Consider the following 21,719-nt stretch of genomic DNA (forward strand, 5'->3'; position numbering starts at 1 on the left):
TGTTGCGGCATATTTTTGGTGATTGGGGTTATTTATTTAGTGGTTTTTGCGAAGTAAAGGAGTGTCAATCTCAGCAGGAATATACCGCCGGAGATTGACGCTTTTTCTTTTCGAATAATCTATAAGAAAAAAGGGATAGAAGATGAAAATTAATCAATTTATAAGCGAAGCACGATCCTGTTCAAGAAGAGAGACAGATCGCCTCATTAAAGCAGGCCGCGTGGCAATTAACGGTGAAGTTTGTACGCACGGTCTCATGGTAAATCAAAACGATATTGTAACGGTTGATGGAAAAATCATTGAAAAAGAGCAGAAAGAAAAAATCTATATTGCCTTCCATAAACCAGTGGGAATTACTTGTACTGCTGCGGAACATATTGAAGGAAACATTATTGAGTATATGAATCATCCGGAGAGAATTTTTCCAGTTGGTCGTTTAGATAAAGCATCTGAAGGTTTAATTTTGCTAACGAACGATGGCAGCATCGCTAATCAAATTTTACACGGGGATCATGAGCATGAAAAAGAATATATTGTAACAGTGGATAAGCCGTTTACAGATTGGTTTATTAATGAAATGTCGCGCGGTGTGAAGATTAAGGATGGCTTGACGAAGCCTTGTATAGTAACGCGAGTAGATCACTCTACATTTCGCATTATTTTAACGCAAGGGATGAATCGACAAATTAGGCGAATGAGCCGAGCATTTGGATATACAGTAATGAAATTAAAACGAGTACGAATTATGAATATTAAGCTTGATGAATTAGAAATTGGAAAGTGGCGCAATGTCACAGAGCAAGAGTTACAGGAATTATTGAAGCGGCTATAGTTGTTTCTCTGGTTTTCAAAAGAGCAATGCTACTGTAGAAAAATGATGAAAAGGGGCTTTCTTTAAAAGAAAGTCTCTTTTTTTAGCAAATATTGTATATAAAGAAATTTAGATATTAAAAAATTATACATAATCTAGTTGACAAAATTTTCATGGTTAGGCTAAGATTGATTTAGTTGTGGAAATTATTGAAGGGAAGTGATGGCGAAAAAGAGAAAACACGTTGTTTCAATTATTGTAGGAGAAGAAGAGGTGATAGAACAACAGAATCATAACGGTTATTTTTTTTGAACTATATTGAGAATGATAATCATTTTTGTGTATTTCTTTTGAAAGGTAATAAGGAGAAGGATTATTTTTTTTGAACATAAGTGAGAATGATAATCATTTCTATGTTTGAGGGAACAATTTTGTAATAGACAAGTAGAAATAGGTTATTTTTTTAATAATTAATGAGAATAATTATCACTTGCGGGATGTTACTTACGTTTAGATTAGAAGATAAATAGGGAGGAAATAAGCAAAATGAGAAAGTTTTTCGCATTACCAACTTTTATTATAACACTTGTATGTATGGTCGCTTTTCTCATCGTACCATCTGGACAAGCTTCAGCAAAATTGGCTGATGGGACTTATGATATTAACTATGTCATAAAAAAAGCAGAAGATGATTCAGCTTCTATGGCAAATGATTATTTTGAAAAGCCAGCTAAGTTAATCGTAAAAAATGGTGAGATGAGAGTACAAGTTCCGATGAATCATAGTGCTTGGATTACAGAATTTAAAGCACCAGAAAACGGAAATTTTGTTGATTCAAAAGTCGTGAGTAAGGATGAAGCAGCAGATAAAAGAACTGTTGAATTTAAAGTCGATGATTTATCTAAACCGTTAGGCGTAAAAATTCACGTTGTTGTACCAAGTGCAAACTACGATCATCATTACACAATTCGTTTTGCATTTGATGCAAATGTAAAATCTGCAGGTGGAGATAATAACGCAGCTGCTGTAACAAAAACGGATGATCAAAATAAACAAGATGGACAAGTAAAAGAAGAGAAAATGAAAGAAACAAATAAAGAGACAAATAAAGAGGTTACTAAAGAAACAAATGAAAAAGAGAAAGCTGAAAAAACGGATAACCCAAAAACAGGCGATGAGGCACGTATCGGATTATTTGCGGCATTAGTTCTTATTTCAGGTGTTTTCTTAATTCGTAAAGTAAAGTTAAGCAAGTAAATAATTAAAAAACATGTAAAAGGAGCGTCATTCTATTGAGCAGGTATTTTAAGATTGTTGTTGCAATGTTTTTAATGATATTTACATTCGTATCAACGTTACAACCACTTACAGCCCAAGCAGCTACAACTTTAGCTGACGGTGAATATTCAATTGCGTTCAAAGTGCTAAAGGATAAATCAGATGAAAAATCGATGATGAATGATTATTCCATAAGCCCAGGAACTTTGAAGGTGAAGGATGGGAAAAAGAAAGTATCCTTTACATTAACTCATAGTGCTTGGATTACGAAATTTGAGACAGAGAAAAATGGAGCATTTGTTGATGCGAAAGTAATAAGTGAAGATAAAACAGCAGATACAAGAGTCGTAGAATTTGATGTAGAGGACATAGAAAAACTTTTAAATGCAAAAGTAAAAGTAGATATTGATGCGCTAAACTATCATCACTACTATGACATTCGTTTTTCGTTTGATAAAGAAAGTATTACACCAATTAAAGTGACTAAACCAGACACACCAAAAAGTCCAGATGAAAAAGAGGACCCAGCTACTAAGCAAGATCCAAATGAAAAACCAGATCAAAGTCAGAAGCCCGACCAAAAGCCTGACTCAGATCAACAAACAAATTCTAACACAATTAAAGATGGTGAGTACAGCATTCCCTTTAAAGTGTTAAAAGATAAAACAGATGAAGAATCTAAAATGAATAGGTACATGGTAAATCCAGGCGTATTGAAAGTGGAAGAAGGTAAGAAGAAAGCGTTCTTTACTTTGAAAAGCAGCTCATTGATTAAGAATTTCCAAGTAGAAAAAGATGGCACATTCATTGATGCAAAAGTAGTAAGTGAAGATAAGGCAGCAGATACAAGAGTCGTAGAATTTGATGTAGATCATTTATCGGGAAAATTAAATGCCAAAGTATCAATCGAAATGGCATCAGCGAATTACAAACAAACACATGATGTACAGCTCGTATTTGATCAAGAGAATCTTAAGCTAATAACAGCTGAAGACAAACAACCAGATGGAGACAAACAACCAGATGGAGACAAACAACCAGATGGAGACAAACAACCAGATGGAGACAAACAACCAGGTGGAGATAAACAACCAGATGGAGATAAACAACCAGGTGGAGATAAACAACCAGATGGAGACAAACAACCAGGTGGAGATAAACAACCAGATGGAGACAAACAACCAGATGGAGACAAACAACCAGGTGGAGATAAACAACCAGATGGAGATAAACAACCAGGTGAAGACAACAACCAAGGTGGAAACAATAGTCAAGGTGGAAATACAACAACAGATCCTAATGCATTAAAAGATGGCGAGTACAGCGTTGATTTCAAAGTGTTAAAAGATAAAACAGAAGAAATTTCAATGATGAACACATACACAAAGAGCCCAGGTGTATTAAAAGTAAAAGATGGGAAGAAATATGTATCCTTTACATTAACAAATAGTTCATGGATTACAAAATTTGAGTTTGAAAAGAATAGTGCGTTTGTTGATGCGAAAGTAATAAGTGAAGATAAGAACGCAGATACGCGAGTAGTGGAAGTAGAAGTTGCTGACTTATCTGAAAAGTTAAATGCAAAAGTAAAAGTAGATATCGATTCAATGAATTACCACCATTTCTATGACATTCAATTTGCATTCGATAAAGGGAGTATTAAAGCTTTAGGTAACCAAGGCGGAGACAATGGCCAAGGTGGAGACAATGGTCAAGGCGGAGACAATGGTCAAGGTGGAGACAATGGCCAAGGCGGAGACAATGGCCAAAGCGGAGACAATGGTCAAGGCGGAGACAATGGTCAAGGCGGAGACAATGGTCAAGGCGGAGACAATGGTCAAGGCGGAGACAATGGCCAAAGCGGAGACAATAGCCAAGGCGGAAACAACAACCAAGGTGAAAATACAACAATAGACCCTAATGCATTAAAAGACGGCGAGTACAGCATTGATTTCAAAGTGTTAAAAGATAAAACAGAAGAAATTTCAATGATGAACACATACACAAAGAGCCCAGGTGTATTAAAAGTAAAAGATGGAAAGAAGTATGTATCCTTTACATTAACGAATAGTGCATGGATTACAAAATTCGAATTTGAAAAGAATAGTGCTTTTGTTGATGCGAAAGTGTTAAGTGAAGATAAGAATGCAGATACGCGAGTAGTGGAAGTAGAAGCTGCTGATTTATCGAAAAAATTAAATGCAAAAGTAAAAGTAGATATCGATTCAATGAATTACCACCATTTCTATGATATTCAAATTGCATTTGATAAGGGGAGTATTAAAGCTTTAGGTAGTCAGGGCGGAAACAACACCCCTGGTGGTAATAACAATCCAGGTGGAGATAATAATCCGAATGGAAGCAACAATCCAGGTGGAGATAACACTCCGAATGGAAATAACAACTCAGGCGGGGATCATACTCCAAACGGAAATCAAAAAGTTGATCCGAAAAATTTAAAAGATGGTCAATACGACATTTCCTTTAAAGTATTAAAAGATATAACAGAAGAAATTTCAATGATGAACCAATATGTAGTAAGCCCAGCGAAGTTAACAGTGAAAGATGGCAAGAAGCGTGTTGCGATGACACTGAAAAATAGTGCATGGATTACGAAATTCCAAACAGAAAACGCGGGTGCATTTTTAGATGCGAAAGTAGTAAGTGAAGATAAAAATGCAGATACAAGAGTTGTAGAATTCGAAGTCGATGATTTATTTGCAAAATTAAATGCAAAAGTAAAAGTAGATATCGATTCAATGAATTACCATCATTTCTATGATGTACAAATTCAATTTGATCCAAATAATATTGGCGCTGTAGGAACAGTTAAGGATGACCCGAATACAAAGGATCAAAATACGAAAGATCAAAATACAAAAGGTTCAGTTATTCAAAATCAAAAAACTGACAATCCTGATTTTAATAGAAATGAAGACAGCAAGGCACAAACAACAAGTGCAAACAATAATAAGAACAAAGAACAAAACTCAAAAACAGCAGATACAGCACAAATTAGTTTATACATGTTGTTATTATTAGGTTCACTTGTTCTATTAGTTCGCAAATATAGAGCAGGTAGACTGTAAGTTTTTAAAGTCTTGATACACGTTGTTGTGTATCAAGACTTACTTTTAGTTAGATACTGCCTTGAAAGGAGTGGTGATTGAAAGTGAGAAAACTTACTAGTGCATTAATGGCTGTGATTTTACTATTTAGTATAGCCGGATGCTCATCACCTAAAAAAGAAAATGTCGCCACAAATAAAATAAAGACTGACAGTGAACGTGTTATTGCTACAACGGTAGCAGTGACAGAAATTATGGATGCGTTAGAAGTCGATTTAATTGGAGTGCCAACAAGTTATAAAACATTACCAAAGCGTTATAAAGGGTTACCAGAGGTAGGAAATCCGATGAGCCCAGATATGGAAAAACTAAAATCGATGAAACCAACAGAGGTATTATCTGTTACAACACTTGAATATGAATTAAAACCTATTTTTAATGAAACGGGTATGAAAGCAAATTTTTTAAACTTGACAAGTCTTAAAAACATGCAAGAAACGATTACAGATTTAGGAAAGAAATATGATCGTGAAAAACAGGCTGAAGCAGTTGTGAAAAAATTTGATAAGAAGGTTTCTGATATTCAAAAACAAGTCAAAGGAAAGAAAGCGCCGACAGTACTTATTTTACTAGGGGTGCCAGGCAGTTATTTAGTAGCAACAGAACACTCGTATATTGGTGACCTTGTAAAACAATTAGGTGGTAAAAATATTGTTCAGGGTGAGAAAGTGGAATATTTAGCTTCTAATACAGAGTACTTAAAGAAAGCTGATCCAGATATTATTTTGCGAGCAGCTCACGGTATGCCAGATGAAGTTGTGAAAATGTTTGATAAAGAATTTAAGACGAATGATATTTGGAAGCATTTCGCCGCTGTGAAAAATAACCGAGTGTATGATTTAGAAGAGCTTTTATTTGGGACAACAGGTAATTTAGCAGCTACAGAGGCATTAGATGAATTAAAGAACATGATGTATCCATGATTTATTTTATAAATAAAGGACGATTAGAATGAATAAAAAAGTTTGGAGTTTTGTAGTCGTTACTGTGTTACTTATTGCGATGACGATTGTATCGGCCATGAAGGGAAGTTTAGAAGTAGGGGTTATTGACCTTTTACAAGGTATATTTACAGGAATGAATGAGGATGTTGAAGTCATTAAAGATTTACGTTTTCCTCGTATCATTATTGCAATCTTTACAGGAGCGGCACTTGCTGTTTCAGGTGTACTTTTCCAAGCAGTTATGAAAAATCCGCTCGCGGATGCTGGAGTGATTGGAATATCGTCAGGGGCGAGTTTCATGACGCTCGTTATTATTACGTTATTTCCACAGTTCTTTTTCTGGACGCCGCTATTTGCTTTTTTAGGCGGAGCGTTTGCATGTTATCTAGTGTATTCATTTTCTTGGAAATCAGGGCTCAGTCCATTGCGGATTATTTTGATTGGTATCGCAATTAATGCGATGTTTACTGGGTTAAACGAGTCTTTTGTTACGATTTGTGGTTACTTTATTAAGAGTATTAAGCAGACGACAACATCAAATATAACGATGAAAACGTGGAGTGATGTTGACGTTATTGTTACATACGGTTCAATCGGTCTCATTCTCGCTCTATTTTTAGGAGCATGGTGTAACCTATTATCTTTACAAGATAAAACAGCAAGAAATTTAGGACTTCATGTTACGAGAGTGCGCCTTATTATTTCAGCCATTGCTGTCCTTTTAGCTGCTGTATCGACTGCAATTGCAGGTGTTATCGCTTTTGTCGGATTACTTATTCCGCACATCTCTCGCCAATTAGTTGGTTCAGATCATAAAGTACTTATTCCGTTTTCAGCACTTGCGGGTGCGTTATTAATTTTGACAGCGGATACGATTGGTCGACTCCTTGTGCCACCTAATGAAATTCCAGCAGCGACAATAATGGCAATTATCGGTGGACCATTTTTAATATTCTTGCTTAGAAAGAGTGATCGAATTCATGGAAATTAAAAACGTAACGTTTTCGTATGACAATGTAACGAATCGTTTAAAATCGGTTAATAGTGAAATTGAGCTTGGGAAAATTACAACGATTATTGGACCTAACGGTTGTGGTAAATCAACATTACTAGGAGTTATGTCCAGAAACCATGCTCCTCGGAGCGGAGAAGTTATGTTAGATGGAAAAACAATTAGCCAATATAAACCGAAAGAGTTTGCCAAAAAACTAGCAGTTGTTCATCAACAAAACGAAGCTCCTTCTGATATTACTGTTGAGAAATTAACAAGTTTTGGTCGAATGCCACATAAAGGCTTATTTTCTTCTCAAAGTGAAGAGGATAGAGAAGCGATTGAAAGAGCGTTAACATGTACGAATCTGCAAGAGAAACGAGATATGGAAATCCATACTTTATCTGGTGGTGAAAGGCAGCGAGTATGGATTGCGATGACTTTAGCACAAAGTACACCAATGCTCTTTTTAGATGAACCGACAACGTATTTAGATATTTACTACCAACTTGAAATATTAGAGCTGATTAAAGAATTAAATGAAGTGTATGGATTAACGATTGTCATGGTCCTTCACGACATTAATCAGGCCATTCGATATAGCGATCATATTATCGTTATGAAGGATGGGGAAATTGTTATGAAAGGTACACCAGATGATGTTGTGACAGAAGAACTGATTAAAACAATATACGGTGTAGATGTGGTTGTAAAACATGATGAAGATACAGGATTGTATATGGTACCGATGGGAATTTGAAAAGCGGATTGGAACCGTCAGAAAATCCGTTTTGAGGTGATAACTTGAACAACAAGAAACGAAAGAAAAAAAGTACTTTTTTTCAAAGAATCGTAACCGTTGTCGTTTTTAGTATATTTGTTTATTCTGCCTATGAGCTAGGTAGTATGTTCATGGATTATTATGAAAATCGTAAAGTAATGGCTGAAGCACAAGAAATCTATCAAAGTAGTGATATGGAAAAAAAAGCAGATGATGGGAAAATACGTACCCAGTTTCAAAAACTACAAAAAATAAATCCGCAAATCGTTGGATGGATTACAATGGATGATACACAAATTAATTATCCGATTGTACAAGCAAAAGATAATGATTATTATTTATATCGTAATTATAAAGGGGAGGATATGAGGGCTGGAAGTATCTTTATGGATCATCGGAATGATGTGAAAATGCAAAATCGAAATACTATTTTGTATGGTCACCGTATGAAAGATGGTTCTATGTTTGGTAGTTTGAAGAACATGCTAGAAAAGGATTTTTTTACATCTCATCGCAAGTTATATTACGATACGTTGTTTGAGGGATATACTGTTGAAGTTTTTTCAGTCTATACAACAACGACCGATTTTTATTATATTCAAACTGACTTTGAGAACAATCAGGACTATACGGCATTTTTACAAAAGATTACAGACAAATCACTTTATAAAACAGATACAACCGTCACAGCGAATGATCAGATTTTGACACTTTCAACGTGTGACTATGCGCTTGATCCAGAAGCGGGAAGATTAGTCGTACATGCGAAGTTGGTGAAACGAAGTTGAAAATAAAAAAAGTATAGAAGTGAAAGAAGATCGATTGCTTCACTTCTATACTAGTTATAGATGTTTATTGAGCGGCAGCAATTGGCATGCGAACAATTTTCACATCATAGAAAGAAATTTTGTTTTCGATAATGTATTCTGGTAATCCATTTCGATGTGAATGAGCATCTTTAAATGCATTGCTCTTTGTCCAGCCTTTAAAATCTTCTTTTGCATTCCATCGTGTACTAATTGTCACCTCATCATAATCAACTGTATTCTCAGTCAGTAGAACTTCTAAACCTAAAAAGCCGGGCATTGTTTCAACCTTTCCAACTTTATTAAAGCGTTCAATTAACTTATGAGCGTCTCCTTTTGTAATCTTAGAAGTATTTGTCACAATAATCATTTCTTAATTCCTCCTGTAATAATTCCAGTATTTTCATAGGTTATCCTTAAATAAATGATAATGAAAATCGTTATCAATGTCAATGGTGATAAGAGAAATTTATCTCGCTAATTGTGGATGGATTCGTGAGGGCTAATAATCGGTGGGGACTGAAGGAAGTGTTTTTAAGTTAGAAAAAGTGATATTTCATGAATGATTGTTCGTAACATCTATTCAGTTTCATTCACATAATATAATACTGTTGTTCAATAAAGTTTGAGAGGGGATTACATTGTATGAGAGAAATACCAACTATTCTTCATGAGGAGCCTTTTGTAGCCCAATATGAAGAAATTATGACAAGAGCAGAATGCCAAGAGTTAATTGAATTAGCAAAGCAGCATATCCAGTCCGCCCAATCCTTTGGGCATACAGGAGAACGAAATTCAGATTTCACTTGGCTTCCTCACTATTCACATGGAATTGTAACACAAGCCTCTGAACGGATTGCTTCCATTATGGGCTTATCACTTAACCATGCTGAGCCGCTACAAGCAGCGAGATATGAAGTAGATGGGAAGTTTTTGGCTCATCTTGATTGCTATAATACTGGGATCGAGTATGGGAGAAATCAAGTTGAACAAGGTGGACAACGAATTTATACGGCTATTCTTTATTTAAATAAAGTTGATAAAGGTGGAGAAACATTTTTTCCTTCTTTAGATATTACAATTACTCCAAGTGAAGGGAAACTATTAGTTTTTGAAAATTGTAAAAGAGGAACAAATGAACCGCATCCACTTTCCCTACATGAAGGTTGTGCAGTACAAGAAGGGGAAAAATGGATTGCTACATTATGGTTTCGTGAAAAACCACAATACTAATAGGCATTGTAGGTCTGTATTTTTTGAGGACAGGAATGTAAATGGTACGTTAGAAATAAAACTACTTGAAGATGGAATTTGTACTCAGAAAGCAATAATATGGTATAGTGAAACGAGGCTGTTTTTGTGCCTCGTTTTTTCAATGCTTCCTCTAGATAGAAGCGTTCAAATGGAAAGGAAGACATTACATGCGATCAGAAGTAACTGTAAAGATAAAACCGAAATTTATAAAAGAGATTAGAAGTGGATACCCACTTATTTTAAAAGATGCTATTCAAAACTTAAATGATATAAATGAAGAGGGAACAATTATTAAAGTTGTTGATGAGAAGAACCAATTTCTTGGAAGAGGCTACTATGGAAAGCAAAATAAAGGGTACGGCTGGATTTTAACGAGAAAAGAGCATGAACACATTGACCAAGCTTTCTTTGAAAGAAAGCTTAAATCGGCGTTCCATAAAAGAAAAAGCTTTTATAAATCGAATGATACAACTGCATTCCGCGTTGTGAATAGTGAAGGTGATGGGCTTGGTGGCTTAATCATTGATTATTACGACGGTTTTTATGTCATCAGTTGGTATAGCGAAGGGATTTATTCTTTTAAAACCGAAATTATTGGAGCGCTTCAAAAGGTAGCAAACTGTAAAGGAATCTATCAGAAGAAACGCTTTGATACAAAAGGAAAATATATTGAAGATGATGATTTTGTAGTTGGGGAACGCGGCGAGTTTCCAATTATCGTAAAAGAGAACGGTGTAAACTTTGCGGTGTATTTAAATGACGGAGCAATGGTCGGCGTATTTTTAGATCAGCGCAATGTTCGAAAACAAATTCGTGACACATATGCAAAGGGAAGAACAGTATTAAATATGTTCTCCTATACAGGTGCTTTCTCTGTATTCGCAGCACTTGGCGGGGCAACAAAAACAACAAGTGTAGACCTGGCAAATCGTAGCTTAAGTAAAACAATTGAACAATTTAGCTTGAATGGCATTGACTATGAAGCACAAGATATTATTGTAGAAGATGTATTCCATTATTTTAAATACGCAGCGAAGAAACAAATGAAGTTTGATATGGTTGTATTAGATCCACCAAGTTTTGCTCGTTCTAAAAAATACACATTTAGTGCCGCAAAAGATTATAAAAATTTATTAAAAGAAACAATTACCATTACAGAAGATCACGGTATTATTGTTGCTTCTACAAACTGCAGCACATTCGATATGAAAAAATTTAAAGGGTTTATCGATACAGCGTTTAAAGAGATGAATGGTAAATATAAAATATTAGAAGATCATTCTTTACCAGAAGATTTCCGTACAATTGATCAATTTAAAGAAGGTAACTATTTAAAGGTAGTTTTTATTGAAAAAATTAAAGGTTAATAAGAAAAGGAGCTCACATGTAAAGGAGCTCCTTTTCTTATTGAATAATATGCTGTACTCTGCCAACTTGTCCGTCTTGTAGTCGTACTTTAATGCCGTGCGGATGAGACGGTGAATTTGTTAAAATATCTTTTACAGTTCCTCGAGTGAGTGTGCCTGTGCGTTGATCTTTCTTTAGCACGATATCAACTTCAAGACCAGGGGAAATATTCGCTCGTTTTTGTCCGTTCATTTACACACCTGTGCGTCTGCGTTGGTTATTTGTTTTTTTTGTTTGCTGGTTTTGTAATTTTTTTGTTGCTTGACTTTGGTTTTTCGTATTTGCGCCATTTCCATTTCCTTGCTTTTTCTTTGCAAGTTGCTCGCGCATTAAATCGGCTAAGCTTACTTTTTTATTTTCTGACATGATAAGTCTCCTTTTATATAAAGTAAATTGTGAACAATCGTTGTGAACTTTATCATATCATTGTTAGAGAAGGAAAGGAAGTTGGTTTGAAAATTCAAATAATTATTCTCGGTACATAGTAGTTACGATATAATAGAAATGTTAATGTTTGTAAAAAGGGGGTAAAAACATGTCACATCATATTTTATTAGTAGAAGATGACATTTCAATTCGAGAAATGGTTGAGACGTATTTAATAAAAGAAGGCTTTCACATTACAGTTGCATCGGATGGCGAAGAAGGAGTTGTGAAGTTTTTACAAAACCAGTTTGACTTAATCGTTCTTGATATTATGATGCCAAAGCTAGACGGTTTAGAAGTCGTGAGGATCATTCGAGAAAAAAGTGCTGTGCCCATTTTAATGATGTCTGCAAAAGATACGGATGTTGATAAGGCAGTTGGATTAGGGCTCGGAGCAGATGACTACATTTGCAAGCCATTCTCTATGATTGAGCTAGCAGCTCGGGTAAAGGCAGGAATTCGAAGATCGACAAAGTATTCAGCTCCGAAGCAGAAAGAAGAAATAATTGAGATTGGTGATTTGAAAATCGATCTAGTTAATTTTATTGTGCGAAAAAATGAGAAACAATTAAAACTTACTTTGAAAGAGTTTGAAATTTTAAAGTTACTTGTAAAAAATCAAAACCGTGTCTTTACAAAGGCGCAAATTTACAACTTGATTTGGAATGAGGAATATTATGGTGATGATAATGTGATTAATGTTCATATACGGCGTTTGCGTGAAAAGATTGAAGAAAATCCTTCTGATCCGAAATATATTAAAACGTTATGGGGCATTGGTTATAAATGGGAAGTAATGTAGTATGGTTTCATTTTTAACAATTGTTATTTTTATATTATTAGGTGTTATTTATTTTCAATATAGTGTGCAGAAAAGTGAGAGTGCTAATATACGCTATACATATGAAAAACTACAAAATATTGTAAAAAAGAAAACGAGTGAGAAATTATTAGTTGTAACGGATGATAAAGAGCTACAAAAATTATTAGTAGCAATTAATCAGTTGTTAGATGCGAAACAGAAAGTGAATGCGGATCATGCGAAGGTTGAAATATCAATGAGGAAGATGTTGTCGAACATCTCACATGATTTAAAAACACCACTTACAGTTATTCTTGGGTATATAGAAATGTTAAATACAGATAAAACGATAAGAGTAGAAGAGCAACAAGTATTGTTAGAAAAGGTTCATTTGAAAACGCTAGAAGTCATGGAATTGATTCATAAATTTTTTGATTTAGCAAAGCTAGAATCTGGCGATAAAGCAATTGAAATAACAAAGGTGAACATGAATGAGGTGTGCCAAGAGAAGATTTTATCATTTTATGATTTGTTGACGACGAGGGGATTTGAAGTTCATATTGATATACCAGGGGAAAATGTATACGCACTTGGAAATGCCGAGGTATTAGGCAGGGTGTTAAATAATTTAATATCGAATGCGATTGCGTACGGTGCTGATGGTGAAACGCTTGGTATTACATTAAGAGATGATGAAATACATGTGTATGTTGATGTATGGGACCGTGGTAAGGGAATTGATGAATCTCATATTGATAAAGTATTTGAACGTATGTATACGTTAGAGGATTCGAGGAACAGGTTGTATCAAGGGAGTGGCCTTGGGCTTACGATTACGAAACGACTTGTAGAAGCTTTAGGTGGAGAAATTCATCTTTCTAGTAAACCATATGAAAAAACGATATTTACAATTGTATTGAAAAAAATAACATTTTAGCTTGTAGAAAGGAAATTCTACAAGCCTTTTTTGAATGTAAGGAATTTGTAAGGAATGGGTAAGAAAAAAGATACGTTTATTGACTATGCTAGAAGTATAAAGCAGAGCGAAAGGAGACTGTAACATGTCATATATATTAAAGACAAATGGGTTAACAAAAGTGTTTGAGGGAAAAGAAGTCGTTTCAGAGGTTAATATGCATGTGAAAAAGGGTGAAATTTATGGCTTTTTAGGGCCTAATGGTGCTGGTAAAACAACAATTATGAAGATGCTTACTAATTTAATAAAGCCAACGAGCGGTGATATTGAAATTTTCGGTGAAAAATTAACAAATACATCATATGACGTGCTAAAGCGAATGGGAACAATTATTGAATACCCCATTTTTTATGACAAATTAACGGCGAAAGAAAATTTATATCTCCATTGTGAATATATGGGATACTACGACAAGAAGGGAATTCAGCATGCATTAGACCTTGTCAAATTATACAATGTGGAGGATAAAAAGGTAAAAGATTTTTCGCTAGGAATGAAACAAAGGCTAGGAATTGCTAGAGCGATTTTAACAAAGCCAGAGTTATTAATTTTAGATGAACCAATTAATGGCTTAGATCCAATCGGGATTAGAGAACTGCGCGATTTATTTAAAATGCTGTGCAAAGAATATGGAATTACCCTACTGGTTTCTAGTCATATTTTAGGAGAAATGGAGCAAATGGCAGATACGATTGGTGTCATTCAAAATGGGAAATTAATCAAAGAAGTTTCGATGAAGAGCATTAACGGAAAACAAACAGAGTACATTGAAATTTCGATTCCAGATGTGAAACGTGCGGCTTATGTTTTAGAAAATAAACTGGACATAACAAATTATAAAATTATGAGTGAAAGTACGATTCGTGTGTATGAAATGTCAGTGACGCAGCAAATTATTTCGAAAACATTAATTATGAATGATGTGGAAATTGAAAGTATCAATAAAAAGCATAGTTCACTAGAAGAGTATTTCTTAAACGTCGTGAACGGAGAGGGAATTCGTGCTTAATTTAATGAGGCTCGAGTTGGTGAAATTTAAATTTTGGCCGATTGTTAGAAGTGCCCTTATTACAATCTTTGTTGTTTCTATATTTATTCCAGTAATTGTATTTGATGGAGAACTTGATAGCTATATCAACTTATTTCAAACTATCGATCGTTTTTCACGAGCAGTATTTATGATTTTCGGAGCAAGCTTAATTTCGAAATTCATTATTCAAGAGTTTCAAAATAAGACGATGACAGTGATGTTCATGTATCCAATTCCTCGAAAGAAAATGATGATCGCAAAAATACTCATCATTATTCTGTTTACACTATGTGGAATAGTACTTTCAGAAATAATGATGTTTAGTTTTGCTTATATGTTAAATTTATATCATCCAGTGATTACAGAGCCATTGACGATGCCGATTTTAGTTCAGAACGGGACAAAACTATTCGTAAATGCAATGGCGGCAACAGGAATTAGTTTCATTCCAATTTATTTTGGAATGAAAAAGTATTCCGTTCGGACAACATTTGTATCTGCAATTATCGTTATGTGTCTATGTACCGCTAGCTTGAATGGACAACTGTCAGTGTTTGACTTTATCATGATTCCTATTACATTAGCTTTTACAGGTTTATTTATTGCTTATATGACAGTAAGAAGAATAGAGCGGGTAGATTTGTTTAAATAAGAGAGTTTTACTGTGATTATTTAAGTTTTAAAAAGAGTAGCGTGTAGAAAAAGAAGTGACTGCCCGTTAATGTGGGATAAAAAATCGCGCTGTATTGACACCTTATGATGTAAAGGCTAGTCAATTTAATTTCAGTAATAGGGCAACTGAAGAATTAAGTTTAATTAGGAGGGGCTATGATGGAAATGTTAGTTTTAAATATAGTAGGCGGATTTATAGCACTTTTAATAGGGGGAATCTTATATTACAGAAATTCAGAGCAGAAAGTTTTTTGCTTTTAATAGCCATAGGAATAGTAGATATAATTGTAACTGGAATTAGAATATTTTTAAAATAGATGGATGTATTTAAATAGATGGAAGTTTATCGTGTTAGAAATTCTTCTTTAACCATTATGAATGGGGGAGCCAATATGCTTAACCTAATGAAACTCGAATGGAAGAAACATCGCTTATCTCGTTATTTTAAAGGAGTAGCCATTTGTATTATAGCAATTTTTGCTGCGGTCGGTCTTATGGCGTGGGGCTCTAAAGGAGAGAGCGAACGAATGTTTCTTGATTATACAGGATTCATGTCTTTAACAGATATGTTTAGTCGAACAACATTTATGATTTTTTCAGCAGTGATCTTATCTCGTTTAGTAATCGATGAATACAAGAGTAGAACGATGCAATTATTGTTTACCTATCCAGTACAACGAAAAAAAGTAATGCGAGCAAAGTTAGCAATTGTTTTGGGATTTTGTTTTTGTAGCATAATTATGGCTACTGTTATTATCAATATGTTACTTTTCTTCTTAAATTCGAGTATAGGATTCTTTGAAACACCTATTACGATGGAACAAATCATTGCTACTATTCCAGCTACTATTATTAATGCATTCATGATAGCTGGAATCAGCTTAGTTCCGTTATATTTTGGTATGAAAAAAAAGTCAACTCCTACAACGATCACCTCATCTGTAGTAATTGGAATGTTGATTAATTCAAATGTTTCTAAAGGAGGAGAACAGGTTAGTTTGTTTGACTTCATTGTAATACCGCTTGCGTTTTGTCTACTCGGTCTTGTAATAGGGTATCTATCTTATTATAAAGTGGATAAAATAGATGTGGCGTAAAAAAAGATACAATTCTGAATGAGATGTAAACTTGAAATAAACTGGAGAATAAAAAATGAAGAAAAATATAGTAGCTTCTATTTAATAATTGTGGTTGCAGGAGCCGTTTTTAGTTTTAAGGAAATAGGGCAAATGTAAAAGAAACATTCTTTGCAGTAAATAGCGTAGAAGAGATAAATAACGAAAATTGGATGTTTCATTCAAAAGTGTAGAATGTCTATTTTCGTTGGAAGTATCTCTGTGTTTATTTACACTTTCTATCTAGAAGTTATCGTAACGTATTCTTAGTGAACAAAAAAGAAAAACGAACGGAAGGATGTATTCACTAAAACATACGAACTAGGGGGAAATATAATGCTTCAACTAATAAAGCTAGAAATGAAGAAAATTAAGCTTGGGTGGTATATAAAAGGTACGATTATTGCAAATATAGTGATGGTTGCGATGTTGTTTTTTGTAAGCTATGTATCACAAATCGAAGGGGATGTAGAATTAGTAAATTCTCAAGGTATCCTTTTAATGGCGAGTACAATGGTGCGCGGAACATTTATTGTTTTTGCAGGAGTATTAATTGCAAAATTAGTAATTGAAGAATATAAAAACAAAACAATATTGCTCATGTTTTCCTATCCAGTTAATCGAAAAAAAATGATTGCAAGTAAGTTATTCATTACCGCAATACTAACATTTGTAACGGTTTTATTATCTAATATTTTCATTATAGGTGTCTTCTTTACATTAAATAGCTATCTGTTAGTGATTCCGAATACAATAACGATAGCGGGGTTGATGCAAGAAGGTATAAAAATGATTCCTTTTGCCATTGCAGCTGCAGGAACAGGTTTAATTCCATTATATTTTGGAATGCGTAAATATTCTGTTCCAACAACAATTGTTTCTTCTTTACTTGTTGTCATGATTGCATGCCAAAGTCACTCTGAGATGTCATTAGCGGCTTTTCTCCCGCTTCAATTAGCACTTGCGGCTATTGGCATTATGATTGCTTACTATGGAATCCGAAATATTGAGAATGAAGATATTATGTAAGTGGCAATTAATAAAAGATAGTTTCACATGAAACAAGTTACACAAAAAGACAAGGTGTCTAGCTACCTCGTCTTTTTTGTATGATTACATTTTCGGAATTTCCATTCCAGCAGCAGCCCATTCTTCTTTAGCTGGTCCATAAATACCTGGAACCTTTAATCCAGCTTGGCGCATGAGTACAGTCATTTGACCACGGTGGTGGTTTTGATGATTAATAAGGGTCATTAAAAATATAGAATTCGGCATAGGACGTCCAAAGAAATCATTAATTGTTGTTAAATCTTTATCAGTCCACTCTGTTTGAAGTGCTTTTACAAAAGCGGTGTTTACTTTCCGATAATGTTCTGCAATTGTTTTTGCTGAAGTTGGTACAGGATAATCTTTCGTTTCACCTTCAAACTGTAAACCAGTTCCTGATAAAATCACCGGAACCGCCGTAACGATATGCCAAGCGACTCTACCTAAAGTCCAATGATCAGGCGCAATTTCTTGCGTTAACGATTCATCAGTTAATGTATCTAATACTTTTTGTGTAGAATCAGCCTCGTACTGCCATGTTTTTAAAAAGCCCTCAATTGTTTGAAACATGTTATCCCCCCTATTGTTATTCAAATGATAAATTCACGAAAGGAGGAGTTTTTCCTTCTTTTTTTATTTTATATTTTTACATTGATATAATATGGGAAAATATATTTTAAATTTTTTCATAAATATGTCAGGAAACTGTTGTTACGATTCGTATATTAAGTGAACAGAAAATGGAACAAAGAGTGGTGATAGGGGTGCGAGAAGTAGAAATAGTAGAAAGTTTACGAAAGAAAGATATGAAGGCACTGCATGTAGCAATTGAGCAATATGGTGATTTGATTTATAAAGTTGTTCATAGTGTATTAGATACATCGCATAGTAAAGTGCTTGTGGATGAATGTGTAGATGATATTTTATTGACCATTTGGTATAACATAGGGAGTTATGATGAAAGGCGCGGGAAATTTAGAAACTGGCTTATATCTGTTGCGAAGTTTAAGGCGATCGATTTTAAGCGGAAGAGCAATCAAGTGTATCAGTTACAGGAATTTCGGCAAGACGTATATGAAGAGATAAAAGATACAAATCAAACAAAAGAAGAACAGGAGGAGAGTTTTTACCTTTTAATTGAGGCGTTATGTGATGAAGATAGAAAAATCTTCATAAAGAGGTATTTAGATGAATATAGTGTGCAAGAGATTGCGACTGCATTAGGGATGACAACAGATACCGTGTATAGCAGACTATCAAGAGGACGGAAAAAACTAAAAAAAATATTAGGAGGGGAAAGAAATGCGCAAAGAGGAGCTGTTACAAGGATTAAATAATTTACAATATAGTGATGAAGATGTAGCGGAATATAGTGTTGAAACAAAAATGAATAAAGGGAATATAAAACGTACCAAAATGGTAGTAATGAAAAGGGTTTTGATGCAGCGTTGTTATGAACGAGTGCAGGATGAATTACAAGAATATGAAGAAATTTTATATAGTATGTTTACATTGAATACTCGTGTGAAAGAGATGGAAGCCGGAGTAGCGTTTGGGTCTGGAGTAGGTGCTCTAGCCATGAATTTTGGTATCCATAGTGTCCTTGTTGTTACAAGTGAAAAAATATATGTTTTTTTCGTAGACCGTTATTATAATGATGTTGATTTAAAAATATACCAATTTGAAGAAATTGTTTCTATGAAAACAGTATTAGATCGTAAAGGAGGAAGTGAATTTTTATATGTAAAATTTACAAATGGTAAAGAGTATGTACTGTTAGGAATTGATGAGGAGTATCGTGAATTGTTTCAAGTGTTACGTAAAGTGAAACAAGCGAGCGGAATAGTGTTATCAGTACAAGATAAAAAATTAACTTGGTCATTAAGAAGGAAAAGAATGGTGTTTTATGTAGTTATGTACTCATTTGTTATCTATTTCTTTTATAAGGCGTATGTTAATTTTATGCCACATTGATGTAGAGTGTACATATATTTAGGAAGTAATGTTGAAGAAGAGCGGATTCGTTGAAAAAAAAGATAAAAGTACAAGCAAAAATAGAAACTGCTGCATGTAATAACTATTAGGATATGGGGAGTAAATGGTTGAGTATAAAAGATTGGTTGTAGACCGAATCAGTTAACGTTTTAGCCCGCTATTTGCGGGCTGCCCGTAAAAGCCCGATTAGTGAGGGCTGATTAAAGTTTCACTTTATTTGGTTTGCTAGGGATTGCAACTTTATCAACTGCTACACCTGGGGCAGTTTTAACAATTATACGATTAAGTTAGATGATAAATCTTCTATTCATAAAAATAGGTAGGAGATTTATACATATAGAAGGTTGTTGAATAATGAATAGTTATATAAAAGTCAGAATATTATGATTGTAACGAGGTTACGACTATACTATAATGAAAACAATCATCATGAATGGACATTCATTTTATTCGTGTAAGAATAGGAAGGAGGAATGGGGATGGAAAAACCTTGGTTGCAAAATTACCCAGAGGAAATTCCATATACGATTTCTGATGATATTCAGCCGCTCCATGTATATTTACAGCGGATGTCTTCTCTATACCCCAAAAAGAAAGCGCTTCATTTTTTAGGGAAGGATGTTACATTTTTAGAACTGGATTATAAGGTGAGACAATTTGCAAACTATTTACGTAAGCTTGGTGTGAAAAAAGGTGATCGAGTTGCGATTATGTTACCGAACTGTCCACAGGCTGTGATTGGATATTATGGTACATTGCTTGCCGGTGGTATTGTAGTGCAAACCAATCCTCTTTATACAGAGAGAGAATTAGAATATCAGCTCCATGATTCAGGAGCGAAAGTCATTCTTTGTCTTGATTTAGTATTTCCGAAAGTCAGTAATGTGCAATTTTCTGGGGGGATTGAGCATATTATTGTAACCCGTATTGCAGATTTTTTACCATTTCCTAAAAACTTACTTTATCCATTCGTACAGAAAAAACAAACGAATCTTGTTGTGAAAGTAACGGAAAGCGATACGATTCATGTTTGGAAGTCGATAGAAAAAGAAAATGATGGACTGATAGAAGTGCCTTGTGATCCTGAAAATGATTTAGCGCTTTTGCAATATACAGGAGGTACGACAGGTTTTCCGAAAGGGGTTATGTTAACGCACAAAAATCTTGTATCGAATACACTGATGGGCGTGCATTGGCTATATAACTGTAAAGAAGGAGAAGAAGTTATTCTTGGTGTCCTTCCCTTTTTCCATGTGTACGGAATGACAGCTGTAATGAATTTGGCCATTATGCAAGGATATAAAATGGTACTCATTCCGAAGTTTGATATGAAAATGGTGTTTGAAGCGATTAAAAAGCATAACGTTACACTATTTCCGGGAGCGCCAACGATTTATATTGCTCTTTTAAATAGCCCTTTACTTCAGGAATATGATATTTCGTCGATTCGGGCTTGTATAAGTGGTTCTGCCCCGCTTCCCGTAGAGGTGCAAGAGAAATTTGAAAAAATTACAGGCGGTAAACTAGTAGAAGGATATGGATTGACAGAATCATCTCCAGTCACACATGGTAATTTCTTATGGGAAAAACGTGTCCCAGGAAGTATCGGTGTCCCGTGGCCCGATACAGACGCCCGCATTATGTCGCTTGAAACAGGAGAATATTTGCCGCCAGGTGAAGTGGGGGAGATTGTGGTGAAGGGCCCGCAAGTGATGAAAGGATACTGGAATAAGCCAGAGGAAACAGCCGCGGTATTACAGGACGGTTGGTTACACACAGGTGATGTTGGTTATATGGATGAAGGTGGATTTTTCTATGTGAAAGATCGTAAGAAAGATATGATTGTTGCTAGTGGTTTCAATGTGTATCCGCGCGAAGTAGAAGAAGTATTATATGAGCATGAAAAAGTGCAGGAAGTTGTGACGATTGGTGTCCCAGATCCGTATCGCGGGGAGACTGTGAAAGCTTTCGTTGTACTAAAAGAAGGAGAAGTTTGTTCGGAAGAAGAGTTAGATCAGTTTGCCCGTAAATATTTGGCTGCGTATAAAGTTCCCAAAGTGTATGAATTTCGAAGTGAGTTACCAAAAACAACAGTAGGAAAAATTTTACGCCGTGTTCTTATAGAGGAAGAGCAGCAGAAAAAAGAGGATGAGAAGACGGGCTAAGGCCCTTTCTTTTTGAAAATATAGATTGACAATTTTTGAAATAGTCAGTATTATATGAAATATGAATGACTATTCATTCAGTCATCTTCTT

Annotated in this window: 22 protein-coding genes; 18 read left to right on the forward strand and 4 right to left on the reverse strand. The window is 34.8% G+C overall.

Annotated features, from left to right (window positions below; translation table 11 throughout):
* Positions 1 to 142: 142 nt before the first annotated feature.
* The 7 genes from ACX5JI_RS00655 (at position 143) to srtB (ending at position 8,721) form a co-directional block, all read left to right on the forward strand.
* On the forward strand, positions 143 to 832 hold the full coding sequence (locus ACX5JI_RS00655) for a 23S rRNA pseudouridine(2604) synthase RluF (RefSeq protein WP_459499195.1): 690 nt from the start codon (positions 143 to 145) through the stop codon (positions 830 to 832).
* Between the two features lie 525 nt (positions 833 to 1,357).
* Positions 1,358 to 2,068 carry a heme uptake protein IsdC gene (isdC, locus tag ACX5JI_RS00660; protein ID WP_459499196.1) on the forward strand — a complete coding sequence of 237 codons (711 nt, stop codon included), beginning with the start codon at positions 1,358 to 1,360 and terminating at the stop codon, positions 2,066 to 2,068.
* A 35-nt stretch (positions 2,069 to 2,103) separates the two neighbouring features.
* Positions 2,104 to 5,178: an NEAT domain-containing hemophore IsdX2 gene (gene isdX2, locus ACX5JI_RS00665; protein ID WP_505307666.1), complete on the forward strand. Its 3,075-nt coding sequence runs from the start codon at positions 2,104 to 2,106 to the stop codon at positions 5,176 to 5,178.
* A gap of 107 nt (positions 5,179 to 5,285) precedes the next feature.
* A complete protein-coding gene (gene isdE, locus ACX5JI_RS00670; protein ID WP_459500247.1) occupies positions 5,286 to 6,140 on the forward strand; it encodes a heme ABC transporter substrate-binding protein IsdE in 855 nt (284 codons plus the stop codon).
* 28 nt (positions 6,141 to 6,168) lie between these two features.
* On the forward strand, positions 6,169 to 7,152 hold the full coding sequence (locus tag ACX5JI_RS00675) for a FecCD family ABC transporter permease (RefSeq protein ID WP_459499197.1): 984 nt from the start codon (positions 6,169 to 6,171) through the stop codon (positions 7,150 to 7,152).
* Positions 7,142 to 7,912 carry an ABC transporter ATP-binding protein gene (locus ACX5JI_RS00680; protein ID WP_459499198.1) on the forward strand — a complete coding sequence of 257 codons (771 nt, stop codon included), beginning with the start codon at positions 7,142 to 7,144 and terminating at the stop codon, positions 7,910 to 7,912. The genes ACX5JI_RS00675 and ACX5JI_RS00680 overlap by 11 nt, the downstream gene beginning before the upstream one ends.
* A 44-nt stretch (positions 7,913 to 7,956) precedes the next feature.
* Entirely contained in the window at positions 7,957 to 8,721 is a 765-nt protein-coding gene (gene srtB / locus ACX5JI_RS00685; RefSeq protein WP_459499199.1) for a class B sortase, read from the forward strand.
* Between the two features lie 64 nt (positions 8,722 to 8,785).
* Here the strand turns inward: srtB and isdG are convergent, their stop codons facing one another.
* Positions 8,786 to 9,109 carry a heme oxygenase gene (isdG, locus tag ACX5JI_RS00690; protein WP_459499200.1) on the reverse strand — a complete coding sequence of 108 codons (324 nt, stop codon included), beginning with the start codon at positions 9,107 to 9,109 and terminating at the stop codon, positions 8,786 to 8,788.
* Between the two features lie 275 nt (positions 9,110 to 9,384).
* Between isdG and ACX5JI_RS00695 the strand changes: the two genes are divergently transcribed.
* A complete protein-coding gene (locus ACX5JI_RS00695; RefSeq protein ID WP_459499201.1) occupies positions 9,385 to 9,972 on the forward strand; it encodes a prolyl hydroxylase family protein in 588 nt (195 codons plus the stop codon).
* A 188-nt stretch (positions 9,973 to 10,160) separates the two neighbouring features.
* Positions 10,161 to 11,360 (forward strand): class I SAM-dependent rRNA methyltransferase, encoded by a 1,200-nt coding sequence (locus ACX5JI_RS00700; RefSeq protein ID WP_459499202.1) that lies wholly within the window; start codon positions 10,161 to 10,163, stop codon positions 11,358 to 11,360.
* 37 nt (positions 11,361 to 11,397) lie between these two features.
* On the opposite strand, the gene ACX5JI_RS00705 is transcribed toward ACX5JI_RS00700, so the two are convergent.
* Both ACX5JI_RS00705 and ACX5JI_RS00710 read right to left on the reverse strand, forming a co-directional pair.
* Positions 11,398 to 11,592 carry a YwbE family protein gene (locus tag ACX5JI_RS00705; RefSeq protein WP_459499203.1) on the reverse strand — a complete coding sequence of 65 codons (195 nt, stop codon included), beginning with the start codon at positions 11,590 to 11,592 and terminating at the stop codon, positions 11,398 to 11,400.
* Positions 11,593 to 11,766: a hypothetical protein gene (locus ACX5JI_RS00710; RefSeq protein WP_098491876.1), complete on the reverse strand. Its 174-nt coding sequence runs from the start codon at positions 11,764 to 11,766 to the stop codon at positions 11,593 to 11,595. It abuts the gene before it with no gap.
* 169 nt (positions 11,767 to 11,935) lie between these two features.
* On the opposite strand from ACX5JI_RS00710, the gene ACX5JI_RS00715 reads away from it, so the two are divergent.
* The 6 genes from ACX5JI_RS00715 (at position 11,936) to ACX5JI_RS00740 (ending at position 17,450) form a co-directional block, all read left to right on the forward strand.
* Positions 11,936 to 12,628: a response regulator transcription factor gene (locus tag ACX5JI_RS00715; RefSeq protein ID WP_459499204.1), complete on the forward strand. Its 693-nt coding sequence runs from the start codon at positions 11,936 to 11,938 to the stop codon at positions 12,626 to 12,628.
* Position 12,629: 1 nt separating this feature from the next.
* A complete protein-coding gene (locus tag ACX5JI_RS00720) occupies positions 12,630 to 13,565 on the forward strand; it encodes an ATP-binding protein (protein ID WP_459499205.1) in 936 nt (311 codons plus the stop codon).
* Positions 13,566 to 13,689: 124 nt separating this feature from the next.
* Positions 13,690 to 14,613, forward strand: coding sequence for an ABC transporter ATP-binding protein (locus ACX5JI_RS00725; RefSeq protein ID WP_459499206.1), 924 nt, complete (start codon positions 13,690 to 13,692; stop codon positions 14,611 to 14,613).
* A gap of 19 nt (positions 14,614 to 14,632) precedes the next feature.
* The gene (locus tag ACX5JI_RS00730) at positions 14,633 to 15,286 is read left to right on the forward strand and encodes an ABC transporter permease (RefSeq protein WP_459499207.1); all 654 of its coding nucleotides are present in this window, start codon (positions 14,633 to 14,635) and stop codon (positions 15,284 to 15,286) included.
* A gap of 412 nt (positions 15,287 to 15,698) precedes the next feature.
* On the forward strand, positions 15,699 to 16,403 hold the full coding sequence (locus tag ACX5JI_RS00735) for an ABC transporter permease (protein ID WP_459499208.1): 705 nt from the start codon (positions 15,699 to 15,701) through the stop codon (positions 16,401 to 16,403).
* A 354-nt stretch (positions 16,404 to 16,757) separates the two neighbouring features.
* Positions 16,758 to 17,450 carry an ABC transporter permease gene (locus ACX5JI_RS00740; protein WP_459499209.1) on the forward strand — a complete coding sequence of 231 codons (693 nt, stop codon included), beginning with the start codon at positions 16,758 to 16,760 and terminating at the stop codon, positions 17,448 to 17,450.
* An 84-nt stretch (positions 17,451 to 17,534) separates the two neighbouring features.
* On the opposite strand, the gene ACX5JI_RS00745 is transcribed toward ACX5JI_RS00740, so the two are convergent.
* A complete protein-coding gene (locus tag ACX5JI_RS00745) occupies positions 17,535 to 18,038 on the reverse strand; it encodes a DinB family protein (RefSeq protein WP_459499210.1) in 504 nt (167 codons plus the stop codon).
* A gap of 170 nt (positions 18,039 to 18,208) precedes the next feature.
* On the opposite strand from ACX5JI_RS00745, the gene ACX5JI_RS00750 reads away from it, so the two are divergent.
* The 3 genes from ACX5JI_RS00750 (at position 18,209) to ACX5JI_RS00760 (ending at position 21,628) form a co-directional block, all read left to right on the forward strand.
* Positions 18,209 to 18,805: a sigma-70 family RNA polymerase sigma factor gene (locus tag ACX5JI_RS00750; protein WP_459499211.1), complete on the forward strand. Its 597-nt coding sequence runs from the start codon at positions 18,209 to 18,211 to the stop codon at positions 18,803 to 18,805.
* Positions 18,771 to 19,442 carry a septation ring formation regulator EzrA gene (locus ACX5JI_RS00755; protein WP_459499212.1) on the forward strand — a complete coding sequence of 224 codons (672 nt, stop codon included), beginning with the start codon at positions 18,771 to 18,773 and terminating at the stop codon, positions 19,440 to 19,442. The genes ACX5JI_RS00750 and ACX5JI_RS00755 overlap by 35 nt, the downstream gene beginning before the upstream one ends.
* Before the next feature lie 500 nt (positions 19,443 to 19,942).
* Positions 19,943 to 21,628, forward strand: coding sequence for a long-chain-fatty-acid--CoA ligase (locus tag ACX5JI_RS00760; protein ID WP_459499213.1), 1,686 nt, complete (start codon positions 19,943 to 19,945; stop codon positions 21,626 to 21,628).
* The last annotated feature ends 91 nt before the right edge of the window (positions 21,629 to 21,719 follow it).

Source organism: Bacillus sp. C1 (assembly GCF_054570475.1).